The organism is Marinobacter xestospongiae (assembly GCF_023156385.1).
Lineage (GTDB): Bacteria > Pseudomonadota > Gammaproteobacteria > Pseudomonadales > Oleiphilaceae > Marinobacter > Marinobacter xestospongiae.
Genome location: NZ_JAKZAK010000016.1, coordinates 1 through 15690 on the forward strand (window position 1 = coordinate 1; position 15690 = coordinate 15690).

Genomic DNA, 15690 nt, shown 5'->3' on the forward strand with positions numbered 1-15690 from the left:
CAGTGGCAACACAGGCTCAGAGCCCTCAGAGACAAGCCCTTCGGGAGCCACTGACAACCCGAATAGCGTCGTTGTGCTGTCTCGATTTGGAACCACCAAACCGTCACCAGCACGCCTAGCTCTTCGGGTTGTCAGTGGCTCAGTAAATCAACGAATTAACCAGACGGGACAATAGAAGCTCAGGTTATAAAAAAACAGTGTTAATAGTCATATTCCGTTTACCCAATTTTTAGCATTTCCCAACCCCCTGTCTATACTCAGGGTTGGTTAATCCGTGAGCAGGCTTCCTCGCCGGTTCCGTCAGTACGAGCGGTTTCCGCCTGCGGCCGGTGAGAGGGAATATCGAACAAGAATAAGGAGCCGCTGGGTCACGCAAACCGATCAGCGGGGTGCGACCGGCAACGCCAGTGGACGCTCAGGGCTCCATAGAACTCTACGGAGAAAGGCTATGGGCGTGCACGCGAAGCGGGCGGGTTTACTCGCTGCCGGGTTACTGTTTCCGGTCTGGTCCCGGGCGGACTGGACCCTGAACATGACCCCGGGGGTGACCGGAACCAGCAACGACATCTTCAGCCTCCACATGACCATCCTCTGGATCTGCGTGATCATTGGGGTGGTGGTGTTCGGGGTGATGTTCTGGTCGATTCTGGCTCACCGCAAGTCCGAGGGCCACAAGCCGGCCCACTTCCATGAGAATACCGTGGTCGAGATCCTCTGGACGCTGATTCCGTTCGCGATCCTGGTGGCCATGGCCATCCCCGCCACCGCCACCCTGGTGGACATGTACGACACCGAAGAGTCGGACATCGACATCAAGATCACCGGCTATCAGTGGAAGTGGCGCTACGACTACATCAACGATGACTTCGGCTTCTTCTCCAACCTCGCCACGTCCCGTGACGAGATCTACAACCGCACCGAAAAATCCGAGAACTACCTGCTGGATGTGGACAACCCGCTGGTGATCCCAGTGGGCAAGAAAGTGCGCTTCCTGGTAACGGCCAACGATGTGATCCACTCCTGGTGGGTACCGGCGTTCGGGGTCAAGAAAGACGCCATCCCCGGTTTTATCAACGAGACCTGGACCCGTGTCGACGAGCCCGGCATCTACCGCGGCCAGTGCACCGAACTGTGCGGCAAGGACCACGGCTTCATGCCGGTGGTGGTGAAGGCGGTGCCCCAGGACGAGTACGACACCTGGGTGGCCGATCAGGTGGCCGCGGCTGAGAAAGAGCGCGAGCTGACCCAGAAGGACTGGACCCTGGATGAGCTGGTAGCTCGGGGTGAAGGTGTCTACGCCACTGCCTGTGCCGCCTGTCACCAGCCTGACGGTTCCGGGACGCCACCGGCGTTCCCGGCCCTCAAGGGCAGCGCCATCGTTACCGAGGACATGGCGGCGCATCTGGATGTGGTGGTTAACGGGGTGTCCGGTACCGCCATGCAGGCCTTTGGCAAGCAGCTCAGTGAGGTGGACCTGGCGGCGGTGATCACCTACGAGCGCAACGCCTGGGGCAACAACACCGGGGAAATGGTGACGCCCAAAGAGGTGTTTGACTACAAGAACCAGCAGTAACCGATGGACAAACGCCACCGCTGGGCCGGTGGTAACGGGGGGGCTTCCATGAGTGCGGTTATCGATACCCATGCCGGGGAACATCATCACGGTCCTGCCAGGGGCATCAGCCGGTGGCTGCTGACCACCAACCACAAAGACATTGGCACCATGTACCTGGTGTTCAGCTTCGCCATGTTCCTGTTGGGCGGCACCATGGCGATGGTGATCCGGGCCGAGCTGTTTGAGCCCGGGCTGCAGATCGTGCAGCCGGAGTTCTTCAACCAGATGACCACCATGCACGGCTTGATCATGGTGTTCGGGGCGGTCATGCCGGCCTTTGTCGGTCTGGCCAACTGGATGCTGCCAATGATGATCGGCGCTCCGGACATGGCCCTGCCGCGGATGAACAACTGGAGTTTCTGGCTGCTGCCGTGTGCGTTCCTGATTCTGGTGTCCACCCTGTTCATGGAGGGCGGAGCCCCCAACTTCGGCTGGACTTTCTACGCACCCCTGTCCACCACCTACGGCCCGCCGAGCACGACCTTCTTTATCTTTGCCGTCCACATCATGGGGATCTCCTCGATCATGGGGGCGATCAACGTCATCGCTACCATCCTCAACCTGCGGGCCCCGGGCATGACCATGATGAAGATGCCGTTGTTCGTCTGGACCTGGCTGATCACCGCGTTCCTGCTGATTGCGGTGATGCCGGTGCTGGCGGGTGTGGTCACCATGATGCTGATGGACATCAACTTCGGTACCAGTTTCTTTGATGCCTCCGGGGGCGGCGACCCGGTGCTGTTCCAGCACGTGTTCTGGTTCTTCGGCCACCCCGAGGTCTACATCATGATCCTGCCGGCGTTCGGGGCGGTGTCCCACATCATTCCGGCGTTCTCCCGCAAGCCACTGTTCGGCTATGCCTCCATGGTGTACGCGGTGGGTGCCATTGCCCTGCTCTCCTTCGTGGTCTGGGCCCACCACATGTTTACCGTGGGGGTGCCCATTGCCGGCCAGCTGTTCTTCATGTACGCCACCATGCTGATTGCGGTGCCCACCGGGGTGAAGGTGTTCAACTGGGTGGCCACCATGTTCCGCGGTTCCCTCACCTTTGAGGCACCCATGCTGTTTGCCGTGGCTTTCGTCATCCTGTTTACCATCGGCGGCTTTTCCGGGCTGATGCTGGCCATTGCACCGGCGGATTTCCAGTATCACGACACCTACTTTGTGGTGGCCCACTTCCACTATGTGCTGGTCCCCGGTGCAATCTTCGGCATCTTCGCCTCGGCCTACTTCTGGCTGCCCAAGTGGACCGGCCATATGTACGACGAGACCCTGGCCAAGACCCATTTCTGGCTCTCGTTCATCGGCATGAACCTGGCCTTTTTCCCCATGCATTTCCTGGGACTGGCGGGCATGCCCCGGCGGATTCCGGATTACGCCCTGCAGTTCGCCGACTTCAACATGGTATCCAGCATCGGTGCCTTCATGTTCGGGGCCACCCAGCTGCTGTTCCTGCTGATCGTGGTGAAGTGCGTCCGTGGTGGTGAGGCGGCGCCGGCCAAGCCCTGGGACGGTGCCGAAGGGCTGGAGTGGACGGTGCCATCACCGGCGCCCTACCACACCTTCAGCACCCCGCCCGAGGTCAAGTAACGGTCCGCCCACGGAGGAACCGGTCATGAGCGACACACCGCAGCCCAACCCGCAGCCGCCCCGGCGCTCCAATGCCCGGGTGATCGGCTGGTGCCTCGCCGGCGTGATGGGGATGTTTGCCTTTGGTTTCGCCATGGTGCCGTTGTACGACGTCTTCTGTGACATCACCGGCATCAACGGCAAGACCGCTGGCCGCTATCAGGCCAGCGGCAATGAGGAGACCGACGCCAACCGCATTGTAACCGTTCAGTTCATCGCCCAGAACGGCCCTGACATGCCCTGGGTGTTTCGGCCGGTGACCCGCAGCATCACCGTGCACCCGGGCGAGCCCACCACCGTCAATTTCTACGCCGAAAACCCCACCACCGATCCGATGGTGGGGCAGGCCGTGCCCAGCCTGGCTCCAGCCGAAGGCACCCTGTATTTCCACAAAACCGAGTGTTTCTGTTTTAACCAGCAGGCCCTGGCAGCGGGTGAAACCGTGCAGATGCCGCTGGTGTTCATTGTTGACAAGGCATTGCCGGAACACATCCGCAAACTGACCCTGTCCTACACCCTGTACGACCAGAGCGAGCTGCAGGCGGTCTCCGGCAGTGGGCAGGACAACACCAACAATAACGGCTAAACCGTCGGAGGCAGGCATGGCAACTGACCAGACCTACTACGTTCCCGCCCAGAGCAAGTGGCCGATCATCGCCACGGTCGGGCTGGGGGTCACCCTGTACGGGGTGGCATCGATCATGGTGAACGGGTCCCAGGGCAACTCCACCACCGGCTCCTGGTGGATCTTCCTGGTGGGCAGCCTGATCATGGCCTACATGCTGTTTGGCTGGTTTGGCAGCGTGATCCGCGAAAGCCGGGCCGGACTCTACAGCGATCAGATGGATCGCTCGTTCCGTTGGGGTATGAGTTGGTTCATCTTCTCCGAAGTGATGTTCTTCGCCGCCTTCTTCGGCGCCCTGTTCTACGCCCGGGTGTTTGCGGTGCCCTGGCTCGGTGGTGAGGGTGACCGCGGCAGCTCACAGATGCTGTGGGAGGGCTTTCAGGCCACCTGGCCACTGCTCAACAACCCCGATCCGCAGGCCTACCCGGGACCCTCCGAGGTGATCGGTCCCTGGGGACTGCCGCTGGTGAACACCATCCTGCTGGTGACGTCGTCGTTCACCGTGACCGTGGCCCACCATGGTCTCAAACAGGGGCTCCGCGGCAAGGTCAAGCTGTGGCTGGCGGCCACCATAGTGCTGGCGCTGGCGTTCGTGGCGTTGCAGGCAGAGGAGTATGTGCATGCCTACACCGAGCTGGACCTGACCCTGTCGTCCGGTATCTACGGCAGCACCTTCTTCATGCTCACCGGGTTCCACGGGGCCCATGTGATGCTGGGGACGCTGATGCTGAGCATCATGCTGATTCGGATTTTCAAGGGCCATTTCACCGCAGAGAAACACTTCGGCTTCGAGGCGGCGAGCTGGTACTGGCATTTTGTTGATGTGGTGTGGCTGGGGCTGTTTGTCTTTGTCTACATCCTCTAAGCACTGCCGGTCAGGGGGTGGGATTGAGGCTGAGGTCGCCGTGCCACAGCGACACCAGGATAAGCGCCAGCAGCGCCAGGCTCAGGCCCACCCGCACCGCCAGGGAGTTGACCACCCGGTTGGTTTTACCTCCATCGCGGATCAGGAACACCAGCCCGGTAAACAGACTGATCAGGACGGCAATCATCATGATCACAATGACAATCTTCAGCATCGGTGCTCCCGGCAATCGGTTGGTGGCTGGCAGGGTCAGTCTCCACTATAGCAAAGCATGATCGGGACCCCGGCGGCGGTGCGGGTATGGCAGCCGAATCTGCGACTGCTGCTGTTCAGCGGCCTGATGCTGCCGCTGCTGCTTGGCCTCGGAGCCTGGCAGCTGGAACGGGCTGGCGAGAAGACTCGGCAGCTGGAGTTGTGGCGACGGCAGGCGGAACAGTTGGACTGGTCAGTGCTGTGGCAACAGCAGCCACAGCCCGGACAACCGGTGGTATTGAGTGGCTGCTATGGCGACCACAGCTGGCTGCTGGACAACCGAACCCGCGACGGCGTGGCCGGTTACGAAGTGATGACCCTGTTCCATCCCGTGGCCGGGCCTCCGGTGGTGGTCAACCGGGGCTGGGTGCGGGCGCCGGCACGTCGACAGAACCTGCCGGTGTTCCCCACACCCCAGGGCGAGCTGCGGGTGGCGGGCCGGGTGGCCGACTTTCCCCAGCCGCCGGTGCTGGCACAGACGCCCCCGGGGCCGCAAAGCGGTTGGCCCCGACGGGTTCAGACCCTGGCGCCAGCCGACGTGGCGGTGCTGGCACCTGGGGTTGCCAACCGCATTGTGCGACTGGAGAGCCCGCTTCAGCCCGGGGCCTTCCGTGCCGACTGGGTGCCGGATCGGATGGGCCCACAGACTCACTACGGCTATGCCACCCAGTGGTTTTTGATGGCGGCGGTGCTGGTGGTACTGACCGTCTTCGCCAGCTACCGCCGGCCACCAGCCTATGATCAAAAAGGAACCCCGATAACAACGAAGGGAGCCAACAATGACAACGACAACGGCTGAATCCATGAACCAACCCGCCTCCCAGACCCCACAACACCCGACGCCGGCTCAGGTGCGCCGGGGTCGGCGCATGGCACTGCTGCTGTTCACCGTGGGCTTCGGCCCGATGATCCTCGCCACGGTGATGTTCTACACCGGCTGGCTCAACCCCACTGGCCACAGCAATCAGGGCGTGCTGGTTCAGCCCGTGGTGCCGGTCGACCAGTTGCAGCTGCGTGGTGTTGGCGGTGAGCCTCTGGCTGAACGGTTTGGCCTTTCTGAGACGGAGGGGCAGTGGCTGCTGATGGTGGTGGCCGAAGACTGCGATGCGGCCTGCCAGCAGTTGCTCTATCTGGCCCGGCAGGTGCCTGTCGCCCTGGGCAAGAACGCCAACCGGGTGGCGCGGGCGGCCTATGTTGGCCAGATAGGGGCTGAACTGAGTGCTACCTGGGAGCAGCAATACCGGGCCATGGAACGGCTGAGCCTGGCGCCCGATAGCCGGCCACAGTGGCCAGAAGGCGTCCGCCCCGGGCAGGCACCGGCGGTGCTGCTGGTGGACCCGCTGGGCAATGTGCTGATGCGCTACGACGAGCGCCACAGCGGCAAGGACATGCTCAATGACATCAAGCATCTGTTGAAACTCTCCCAGATCGGATAGGCCGCCATGACCAAAACGCCTGAACATACGTCCTGGCAACGGGGCATGGGCCGGGTGGCCCTGGTCGCAACGGTGCTCGCCGCGGTGGTGGTGATGCTAGGGGCCTGGACTCGGCTGGTGGATGCCGGTCTGGGTTGTCCCGACTGGCCCGGCTGCTACGGGTTCCTCACCGTGCCCCAGGGCGCCGAGCAGATTGCCCTTGCTGAGGCCCGTTTCCCCCATGCCCCGGTGGATGCCAGCAAGGGCTGGCCGGAAATGATCCATCGCTACGCGGCCGCGATCCTGGGGTTGGTGGTTTTCGGCCTGGCGGGGTTCGCATTCTGCCACCGGCGCCACGGTCTGCCCTGGAAGCTGCCGTTGTTCCTGGCCGGTTTCATCCTGCTGCAGGGCGCCTTTGGCATGTGGACTGTGACCCTCAAGCTCTGGCCCCAGGTGGTGGCCCTGCACCTTCTGGGGGGCTTCACTACCCTGTCGTTACTGGCCCTGCTCAGCATTCGTCTGCTGGCCCGCTGGGAGCCACCAGCGCCACAACTGGGACGATGGCGGGGCTGGCTGTTTGGCGGGTTGCTGCTGGTGATCGGCCAGATCGCCCTGGGTGCCTGGACCGCCGCCAACTACGCCGCGGTTGCCTGTCCGGATCTGCCAACCTGCCAGGACCAGTGGTGGCCGGCGATGGATTTTCGTCATGGCTTCGACATCACCCAGCAGGTCGGGCCGAACTATCTAGGTGGCCAGCTCACCGCGGATGGCCGGGTGGCGATCCACCTCAGCCATCGCCTCGGCGCCCTGGTGGTGCTGGTGTACTGGTCCCTGTTGCTGCTGAAGGTATGGCCGGCCTGTACCCGGCGGCGTCAGTGTCAGGCCCTGGGCCTGGTCGCCGTGACCTTACTGGCACAGATCGGCCTCGGGCTCCTCAACGTGGCGTTGCACCTGCCCCTGGCCATTGCCGTCGCCCACAACGCCATGGGGGCGGCGCTGCTGATTGCCATCATCCACCTGTTGTGGCGAACCCGGCCGGCTTCGCCACAGCCCGCCACTGTCGCGCCATCGCCCTTTAACCAGGAGGCAACCGTATGACTGAACCGGCAAAAGCACTGACTCTCCAGGCCGGGCGCCAACCGGTGTCCTGGCGTGATTTCCTGGAACTGACCAAGCCACGGGTGGTGGCGCTGATGATCCTCACTGCGGTCATCGGCATGTTGCTGGCGGAACCGGGCCTGCCGTCCTGGCGGGCGTTGTTGTTCGGCAACCTGGGCATTGCGCTGTTGGCGGGGGCGGCGGCGGTGGTCAACCATGTGGTGGACCAGAAGGTGGATACGGTGATGGCGCGGACCCGCAAACGTCCGGTGGCCACCGGGCGGCTGGCGCCACTGGATGCCCTGCTGTTCGCGCTGACACTGGCCCTGGCCGGCATGGTGGTGCTGGTGTGGCAGGTCAACCTGCTGACAGCCTGGCTGACCCTGGCGTCGCTGGTGGGTTACGCCGGGGTGTATACCCTTTTTCTGAAGCGGGCCACGCCCCAGAACATCGTTATCGGCGGACTGGCCGGGGCCATGCCGCCGCTGCTGGGCTGGACGGCGGTCACCGGCCAGGTGGACGGCCATGCGCTGCTATTGGTGCTGATCATCTTCGCCTGGACGCCACCGCATTTCTGGGCCCTGGCGATCCATCGCAAGGAGGAATACGCCAAGGCTGGCATCCCCATGTTGCCGGTGACCCATGGCAACCGCTACACCGAGCTGCACATCCTGCTGTACACCCTGATGCTGCTGGCAGCCAGTCTGCTACCGTTCGTGACCGGGATGTCGGGCACCCTCTATCTGGTCGGGGCACTGGTTCTGGGGCTGAGATTCCTGCACTATGCCATTCGACTGCTGCGCGGCGATGACCGCCGGGTCGCCCTGGCCACCTTCAAGTATTCCATCACCTACCTGATGGCACTGTTCGTGGTCCTGCTGGTCGACCATTTCGCACGGTTCTGATCACGTTGGCGCTGATCGCGGTGTTGAAAGCTTTGGGAGACAGACATGGATCGCACGGTACGCAATACGGTCATCATCCTGGTGATGGTGGTGGTTCTGGTGTTTGGCCTGGTGGTGGGCCGACAGGTGTTCCAGGCGGAAACCGCCAATACTGCACCGGCGCCGGAACTGAGCGAGCTCAACACCTTCGTGTACGAGCAGGGCCGTGCACTGCCGTCGTTTCAGCTGCTCAACGAGGCCGGTGAAACGGTCAGCCAGGATGACCTCAAGGGACGCTGGACCTTCGCCTTTGTGGGCTACACCTTCTGTCCCGACGTCTGCCCCGCCACCCTGTCCACCCTGCGCCAGGCCGACGGTCTGATGCCGGATACCCTGCCGCAGCCGGATTACCTGCTGATCTCTGCCGACCCGGAACGGGATACCCCGGACCGGCTAACCGAGTACCTCAACTTCTTCGGCGACGACTTTCACGGCCTTACCGGCGACCTTTCGGTGCTGCGGGATCTGGCCAAGAGCCTCAACGCGGTGTTTGTCCATCGTGAGGACAAGGGTGTGCAACTGGTGGATCACAGCGCCCACATTGCGCTGATCAACCCCGAGGGCGAGATGACCGCGGTTATCCAGCCCCCGCATACGCCCAAAGACCTGGCAGAGGCCTATCAGAAAATCTATGAGTGGACCCGTCGCAATCATCCCCGGGCGGGTTGATCCGGGTCTTTTCAGGGAAAGGTTGCTCTTCTTCTTAGCTGTCTGCCGTGGTGTCTTGAATGTCGGTATCCCAACCCAGTTGTACCACGCCCCGTGAGCTGTTCTCGGTCCTTGCCGCTGGCGCCGTTCTGCTGGTTGTGGTGCACTCCCTCGGGCGCTTTATCTACACCCCGTTGCTGCCTTACCTGGTCGCCGATGGCCAGCTGGATCTGCAACAGGGCGCCAGCATCGCCACCTGGAACTACCTCGGCTATCTGATGGGGGCGTTGCTGGCCATTCGCTGGCACCGCATTGACCACATCCGCCTGCTGTTGCCGCTGTCGCTGGCGGTGCACGTACTCACCACGCTGCTCCAGACCCAGTTGGACAGCGAAGCCACAATCGCCGCCTCCCGCTGGCTTAACGGCGTAGCCAACGGTGTGGTATTTGTGCAGGCGCCGGCGCTGATTCTGGAATGGCTGGTCCGCCGCAACCGCGCCAGCGCCAGTGGCCTGGTTTATCTGGGGGTGGGGTTGGGCTTGCTGCTGTCCAGCGCCCTGGTGAGCCTGAGTGCGGACTGGCTGAGCGGTGCCGCCCGCTGGTGGCCTGCGGCCATTCTCTCGATCCCACTGGCTTGGTGGGGAACGGCGCGACTGCTGAAACTCGAGGTGCCCTCCCGGCCTGAGAGCTCTGGCCACGGTGCGGACCATGGACCGTTACTGGATCGAGCCAGCGTGCCGCTGTTCCTGTCCTACGCGGGTGCCGGACTGGGGTACATCCTGCCGATGACCTTCCTGCCACTGGTGGCCCAGCGCCAGCTGCCGCCGGAGCACTGGCTGCTCGATGGCAGCTGGTTGTTAGTGGCTCTGGCGACCCTGCCTGCCGCCTTCCTGTGGAACCACCTGGGTAGCCGTCTCGGGGATCTGCCGGCTCTGCGGGCCAATTACCTGATCCAGCTGCTGGGTGTTCTGGCAGCGGTGCTGTGGCCAGGTCCGGTGGGACTGGTGCTGTGTGCTCTGCTGGTGGGCATCACTTTCGTCGGCACGGTCCTGCTGACCCAACGCATCGGCCGTGCCCTCCACCCCCACCAGGGCCCCCGTCTCTCCGCCGCCCTGGTCGCGCTCTACGGTTTCACCCAGATGGTGGGCCCCTGGCTGACCAAGCAATGGCTCAATCTCGGCGGCACCCTCGACACCGCCTTCTGGATCGGCGTCGCCGCCCTCGCCTGGGGCCTGGTGTTCAGTGCGCTGGTGCCGAAGCCTGAGGCGTGGCACGGACATTAATCAAACGGGGGTATGGTCAGAGTGGCCGCCGTCCTGACAGTCCCTGCTTTCTCCCGCTAGAATTCATACCCCGCATTAACCCGGATACCCCCAACCATGCTCCCCATCGACAACCTGCTCCCCGACCTGCTGGCCACCCTCGACGAGCATACAACGGCGCTGTTACAGGCGCCGCCCGGGGCCGGTAAGACCACGCGGGTGCCGCTGGCGCTGCTGGCGGCGGACTGGCGGGGAGACGGCAAGATCCTGATGCTGGAACCTCGGCGTCTGGCGGCCCGTTCCGCGGCGCGGTTCATGGCCAGCCAGTTGGGGCAACGGGCGGGCGAGACCGTGGGTTACCGCACCCGGCTGGACACCCGGGTGTCGGCGCAGACCCGTATCGAGGTGGTGACCGAAGGCATCCTCACCCGGCTGATTCAGAACGACCCGGCGCTGGAGGAATACGCTGCGGTGCTGTTTGACGAGTTCCACGAACGCTCGCTGCAGGCGGATCTGGGGCTGGCGCTGGTGCGGGAATCGCAACAGGCGCTGCGGGAGGACCTGCGCTTGCTGGTGATGTCCGCCACCCTGGATACCGCGCCCATCGCCCGGGTGCTGGGGGATGTACCGGTACTTACCAGCGCCGGCCGGGCGTTTCCGGTTACTGAGATCTATCGTCCCCTGCCCCGTCAGGGGCGGCTGCTGGATCATGTGGTGGTGGTTATTCAGGAGGCGCTGGCGGACCAGTCGGGATCATTGCTGGTGTTCCTGCCCGGGGCTGGCGAAATTCGCCGGGTGGCCCAGGCTTTGGCGGGTCAGCTGCCGGCGGGTGTCCATGTGGCACCGCTGTACAGCAACCTTCGCAATGACGATCAGGACCGCGCCATCGCACCGGCGGGAGCGGGTGAACGCAAAATTGTGCTGGCCACCGCCATCGCTGAGACCAGCCTGACCATCGAGGGCATTCGGGTGGTGGTGGACGCCGGCCAGCAGCGCCAGGCCCGCTTTGATGCCAACAGTGGCATGACTCGACTGGTCACCGGGCGGGTGTCCAGGGCGTCGGCTGAGCAGCGCAAGGGCCGTGCCGGGCGGGTGGAGCCCGGGGTGTGTTACCGGCTGTGGAGTGAGTCCGACCAGTTTGGTCTGGCCGACTTTACCCCGCCGGAGATCCAGCAGGCCGACCTGGCCCCGCTGGTCCTGGAACTGGCGCAGTGGGGCGCCCGCAGCCCGGATGATCTGACCTGGGTGGATGCTCCGCCCCGGGCCCACTGGCAGCAAGCGGTGTCGCTGTTGCAGTGGCTGGATCTGCTGGCGGCCGACGGCGCGATCACCGAACAGGGCAAGGCGGCACGGCAACTGGGGGCGCATCCCCGGCTGGCGCACATGATGCTGCGGGGCCGGGACTGGGGGCTGGCCCGAACCGCCGCCGAGCTGGCAGCACTGCTGGAAGACCGGGACCTGCTGGGACCGGGTGCCGGCGCCGACCTCCACAGCCGCTGGCAGCTGCTGCGTGGGGAGCGTCGGGACAGCCGGGTGGATGGCCAGCGTCTGCAGGCCCTGAAACGGGTGGCGGCGCGATGGGCTCCGGAGCCGGACAGCGGCGCCAGTGCCGCGGACCTAGGACGGTTGCTGGCCCAGGCCTACCCGGATCGGGTGGCCCATCGCCGCCCCGGAACGTCGCCACGTTACCAGCTCAGCAACGGCCGCGGGGCGGCGTTGCGGGCGGACGATGCCCTGGCGCGGGAAGACTGGCTGGTGGCGGCCGAGCTGGACGGCCAGGCGCGGGAGGCGACCATCTACCTGGCCGCGGCGCTGGACCCGGCGGATCTGGAGCGGGATCTGGCCGACCACATGACCACCGTCGAAGAGGCGATCTGGGACGACCACCGCGGCCGGGTGGTTGCCCGTCGCCAGACCCGGTTGGGACGCCTGGTACTGGCGGAAACCGCCCTGCCCGATCCGTCTCCGGAGCAGGTGGTGGCGGGGTTGCTGGCAGCGGTGCGGGAGAAGGGTCTGGCCAGCCTGCCGTGGAACGACAACGCCCGTCAGCTGCGGGCCCGGCTCCGGTTGCTGCATTCGCGGTGGCCGGACGAGTGGCCGGCGATGGATGACGCCTCGCTATTGGACGGTCTGGACAGCTGGCTGGCGCCGTTCCTGGTGGGGGTGAAAAGCTGGGGCCAGCTCCAGCAGGTGGCCCTGGTGCCGGCGCTGCTGAGCCTGCTGGACTATCCCCGGCAACAGCAGTTGGCGGAACTGGCGCCGGCTGCGCTGAGCATTCCCATCGGCCAGAACGTCACCCTCGACTACACCACCGACCACGGCCCGGTGCTGGCGGCGAAACTGCAGGCGCTGTTTGGCTGGACCACCACCCCGACGGTGGCCCGGGGCGAGGTGCCAGTGGTGATCCACCTGCTGTCACCGGCCCGGCGACCGCTGGCGGTGACCAGTGATCTGGCCAGTTTCTGGCGTAATGGCTATGTGGAGGTGCGCAAGGACATGCGCGGGCGTTATCCCAAGCACCCCTGGCCGGAAGACCCGCTCACCGCGGAAGCGAAGCAGGGCACCAAGAAACAGGGGCGTTGAGCGGTATCAGGCGCGAACGTCGATGTTGTTGCCGACGTTGGGGTTGGAGCTGGCGGTGGATACCGGCGCAGTCTGGGCGACGCTGTCCAGCAACTGCATGGCGCCCTGGGAGGCCATGTCCTGGGCGGTTTTCAATACACTGAGCTGTACCTGCTCACGGACCTGTCCCTGGCTCTGAAGGCTGGCGTAACTGGCAATGGAAGAGACGTCCATAGCGACCTCGTGGGTTCAACTGGTCAGGGTTCAGCCCGTCATATCGGGCCATTGCTGGTCACATTATCACCAGCGGCCAGGGCGGAAAAGCCCGGGCCGCCGGATCTTACATTTCGTTACAGCTTTGCCACAACATCACCACGCCTTCACTACAGGCGGTATCCGGCGGCTGCCCTACAGGTTGACGTAACGGTTGATGTCAAAGATGCCTGCCTCCAGCGGTCGCTGGCCTCGGTGCCAGGCGGTGATGTCATGGAGGATCTGCCAGAACCGGGGATGGGTGCGGCGAACGCCCCAGGTATCCACCACCCGGGTCAGATCCTCCGGCGTCGCTACCGCCTGCATCCGGCGGGTGAACTCCGCCACCTGTGAGGCCGGCAGGTTAAAGACAAAATTGGGGTAGCTGCCGATGATGCCCGGGTAGAGGGTGAGGCGGTCCTGTTCCGGCTGGTAGCGCAGCGATTCCCCCATCATGAAGGCGACGTTGCTGTGGGCGCGGTCGCGGATCAGGCTGTACACCGTGCGCTCGCCATCGTCGTTGTGGACCCGCAGGAAAGTCACATCCGGCAGGCCATCGATGGCGGCCAGGCGTTCAGCCGGGACGTTGGCGAGGGTCTTGAGCTGTCGGTCCACCGGGTGCACCCAGCCCGGCTGGTCGGGACGCCGGCAATTGCGACCGGCGCAGCGGTTGAGGCGGTCCTGGTGTTCGGCATTGATGTCGGCAAAGCGTTGTAGCAGCCGCAGGCCAAGCTCCTGGCGGGGGGCATCGGTAGCGAAGGTCACGCCGCTCGGGGTGTCGGTATCGACCTCGTGATAGCTGATGCCGAACTTGAGCTGACCGCTGCCCTGGTACCAGTGATCCAGTACCGACTGGCGTGCGTCTGCCGGCAGCAGTCGCAGGAAGCTGTGCTCCGCGCCGTTGCGGATCAGGTCGAAATAGAGCCGGGTCTGGGCCTGGTGGGCAACGTTGCCAAAGACGTCAAAATTCACCACCAGCTCATAGTAGGTGCGCTCAAACAGCGGGTAATCCATCCACCAGGTGGTGAGCGGGACCTGGCCGATCAGCCCCCGTTGCACCGAGGCACTGGTGTGGTGACGGAAGATGGTAAGCAGGGCGTTGTCGTTGTGGCCATCGCCATCCCAGATATCCGCAAGCTGTGCGCCGTCGGGCTGGTATTCGCGGTAGGCGGCCTCGCGCAGGGCGGTGTAGCGATTGCGCATGTCCTGGTAGCCCAGCCAGTTGTCCCCCAGATCCAGCAGGGCGGAGTCCTGGCCGGGCAGGCTGAGTAGCGGGGTCGCCTTGCGGCGGTAGGCGGCGTCGGTGATGTAGAGATCCTTGTCCGGGTCCTGGAAGATCGCCCAGAAGCGGTCGCGGATTACGTCGGTGGCGATCTGACCACGGCACACCGGTCCACGGATGAAGGTGCGGACAAAGTACTCGGCGTTGTCGAGCATGAACTGGTAGCGGGCCCGGGCCGGAATCGCGGAGAACGTCAGAAACGGGTTGGCCCGTTCGGTGGCGCCGTAGCCGGGCAGCCGGTGCACCGACCAGTCCGGCTCGAAAAACAGCTTGTGGACCCGCGCCAGGGTGGCTTCGCCTACCGGCAGGGTGATGTGGCGTTTGTGCAGGATGCTGCCGGTCACCGGTCGCAGGCGGTAGTAGAACGGTGCGTCTACACCGTCGTTGGGGCGCCGGGTGGCCACCGGGTCAACGGGGTCACCCGGCGCCGTGTAGGAACGCACCAGCTGGAAGAAGCGGGCGTCGCCCTCCAGTTCCGGGAAATACAGGTGCGCCAGGTACAGGTGCTCGTACAGCCAGCGAGCCACCAGGCGATGGCGGTCATCGCGTTGGTTGAGCAGGGATTCCCAGCGGTGGATCAGCGCCTGCTCGGCCGGGCCCGGGGTGACCTGTTCCAGGGTGACGGGGGCGCCCTGGCGGAGCCAGCCGGTGAGGGTGGCGTACTCGTCATCGGTCAGCCCGGTCACCGCCAGCGGCATGCCTTCCAGCGGATGGTCTTCGGCGTAGTCGGCAAACTCGTCATTGCTGACGCATTGGTTGCTGCGTGCCAGCCCCAGGGCGATGTCTTCCGGCAGCTTGCTGTTGGGGGCGAAATCGTACTGCTTGCCGAGCCGGATCATGCGCTCGAACAGGCTCTGTTCCCCGCCGTTCTTCGCCAGCACCGAGTAGAAGCCAAGTTCCCGCCACTGGGCCTCGCTGCTGGCATCGAAGCCGAGCCGGGTGGTGGCTGCGGTTTCCAGCCGGCCGCCGTCGTACACCGGGCTGGGGTGGGCGCCGCGCACCAGGCCTTCCGCGGTTTCCAGCTTGAGCTGGCAAGGGGCGTCGAAGCAGCCGTGGCAGGCCAGGCATTTGCCAGCGAGAATGGGCTGCACGTCGTCGCTGAAACTCACCGTGTCACTGGTCGGTGCCGGCAGGGCCTGGCGTTCGCTGGCCTGGCTGGGGTGTTCGGAGCAGCCCAGTACCAGCAGCAGACACAGGGCGGTGAGGGACAGACGAAGAAGCTGGCGCATAGTCAGGGTGTC

Annotated in this window: 14 protein-coding genes; 11 read left to right on the top strand and 3 right to left on the bottom strand. The window is 64.4% G+C overall.

What is annotated here, in order from left to right; genetic code table 11:
• Positions 1–448 precede the first annotated feature (448 nt).
• Genes coxB through MLD24_RS12355 form a run of 4 tightly spaced genes read left to right on the top strand, consistent with a single transcriptional unit; the run spans position 449 to position 4734 of the window.
• Positions 449–1573: a cytochrome c oxidase subunit II gene (gene coxB, locus MLD24_RS12340; protein ID WP_248166864.1), complete on the top strand. Its 1125-nt coding sequence runs from the start codon at positions 449–451 to the stop codon at positions 1571–1573.
• A 48-nt stretch (positions 1574–1621) separates the two neighbouring features.
• Positions 1622–3205 carry a cytochrome c oxidase subunit I gene (gene ctaD, locus MLD24_RS12345; protein WP_227176184.1) on the top strand — a complete coding sequence of 528 codons (1584 nt, stop codon included), beginning with the start codon at positions 1622–1624 and terminating at the stop codon, positions 3203–3205.
• A 25-nt stretch (positions 3206–3230) separates the two neighbouring features.
• Positions 3231–3830 carry a cytochrome c oxidase assembly protein gene (locus MLD24_RS12350; RefSeq protein ID WP_248166865.1) on the top strand — a complete coding sequence of 200 codons (600 nt, stop codon included), beginning with the start codon at positions 3231–3233 and terminating at the stop codon, positions 3828–3830.
• Between the two features lie 16 nt (positions 3831–3846).
• Complete coding sequence (locus tag MLD24_RS12355) at positions 3847–4734, top strand: cytochrome c oxidase subunit 3 (RefSeq protein ID WP_248166866.1); 888 nt, start codon at positions 3847–3849, stop codon at positions 4732–4734.
• Positions 4735–4744: 10 nt separating this feature from the next.
• On the opposite strand, the gene MLD24_RS12360 is transcribed toward MLD24_RS12355, so the two are convergent.
• On the bottom strand, positions 4745–4948 hold the full coding sequence (locus MLD24_RS12360) for a twin transmembrane helix small protein (protein ID WP_227172975.1): 204 nt from the start codon (positions 4946–4948) through the stop codon (positions 4745–4747).
• Between the two features lie 57 nt (positions 4949–5005).
• Between MLD24_RS12360 and MLD24_RS12365 the strand changes: the two genes are divergently transcribed.
• The 7 genes from MLD24_RS12365 to hrpB all read left to right on the top strand — a co-directional run bounded on the left by MLD24_RS12365 (position 5006) and on the right by hrpB (position 12936).
• Positions 5006–5785: an SURF1 family protein gene (locus tag MLD24_RS12365; RefSeq protein WP_248166867.1), complete on the top strand. Its 780-nt coding sequence runs from the start codon at positions 5006–5008 to the stop codon at positions 5783–5785.
• Entirely contained in the window at positions 5766–6422 is a 657-nt protein-coding gene (locus MLD24_RS12370; protein ID WP_248166868.1) for a hypothetical protein, read from the top strand. The genes MLD24_RS12365 and MLD24_RS12370 overlap by 20 nt, the downstream gene beginning before the upstream one ends.
• Positions 6423–6428: 6 nt before the next feature.
• A complete protein-coding gene (locus tag MLD24_RS12375; RefSeq protein ID WP_248166869.1) occupies positions 6429–7499 on the top strand; it encodes a COX15/CtaA family protein in 1071 nt (356 codons plus the stop codon).
• Positions 7496–8404: a heme o synthase gene (cyoE, locus tag MLD24_RS12380; protein WP_248166870.1), complete on the top strand. Its 909-nt coding sequence runs from the start codon at positions 7496–7498 to the stop codon at positions 8402–8404. The genes MLD24_RS12375 and cyoE overlap by 4 nt, the downstream gene beginning before the upstream one ends.
• Positions 8405–8449: 45 nt before the next feature.
• Positions 8450–9112 carry an SCO family protein gene (locus MLD24_RS12385; RefSeq protein WP_248166871.1) on the top strand — a complete coding sequence of 221 codons (663 nt, stop codon included), beginning with the start codon at positions 8450–8452 and terminating at the stop codon, positions 9110–9112.
• Positions 9113–9171: 59 nt separating this feature from the next.
• Positions 9172–10374, top strand: a complete 1203-nt coding sequence (locus tag MLD24_RS12390) for a YbfB/YjiJ family MFS transporter (protein ID WP_227172969.1) — start codon at positions 9172–9174, stop codon at positions 10372–10374.
• A gap of 96 nt (positions 10375–10470) precedes the next feature.
• On the top strand, positions 10471–12936 hold the full coding sequence (gene hrpB / locus MLD24_RS12395; protein WP_248166872.1) for an ATP-dependent helicase HrpB: 2466 nt from the start codon (positions 10471–10473) through the stop codon (positions 12934–12936).
• 6 nt (positions 12937–12942) lie between these two features.
• Here the strand turns inward: hrpB and MLD24_RS12400 are convergent, their stop codons facing one another.
• The gene (locus MLD24_RS12400) at positions 12943–13149 is read right to left on the bottom strand and encodes a YjfB family protein (protein WP_227172967.1); all 207 of its coding nucleotides are present in this window, start codon (positions 13147–13149) and stop codon (positions 12943–12945) included.
• Positions 13150–13323: 174 nt separating this feature from the next.
• On the bottom strand, positions 13324–15678 hold the full coding sequence (locus MLD24_RS12405) for a fatty acid cis/trans isomerase (protein ID WP_248166873.1): 2355 nt from the start codon (positions 15676–15678) through the stop codon (positions 13324–13326).
• Positions 15679–15690 lie beyond the last annotated feature (12 nt).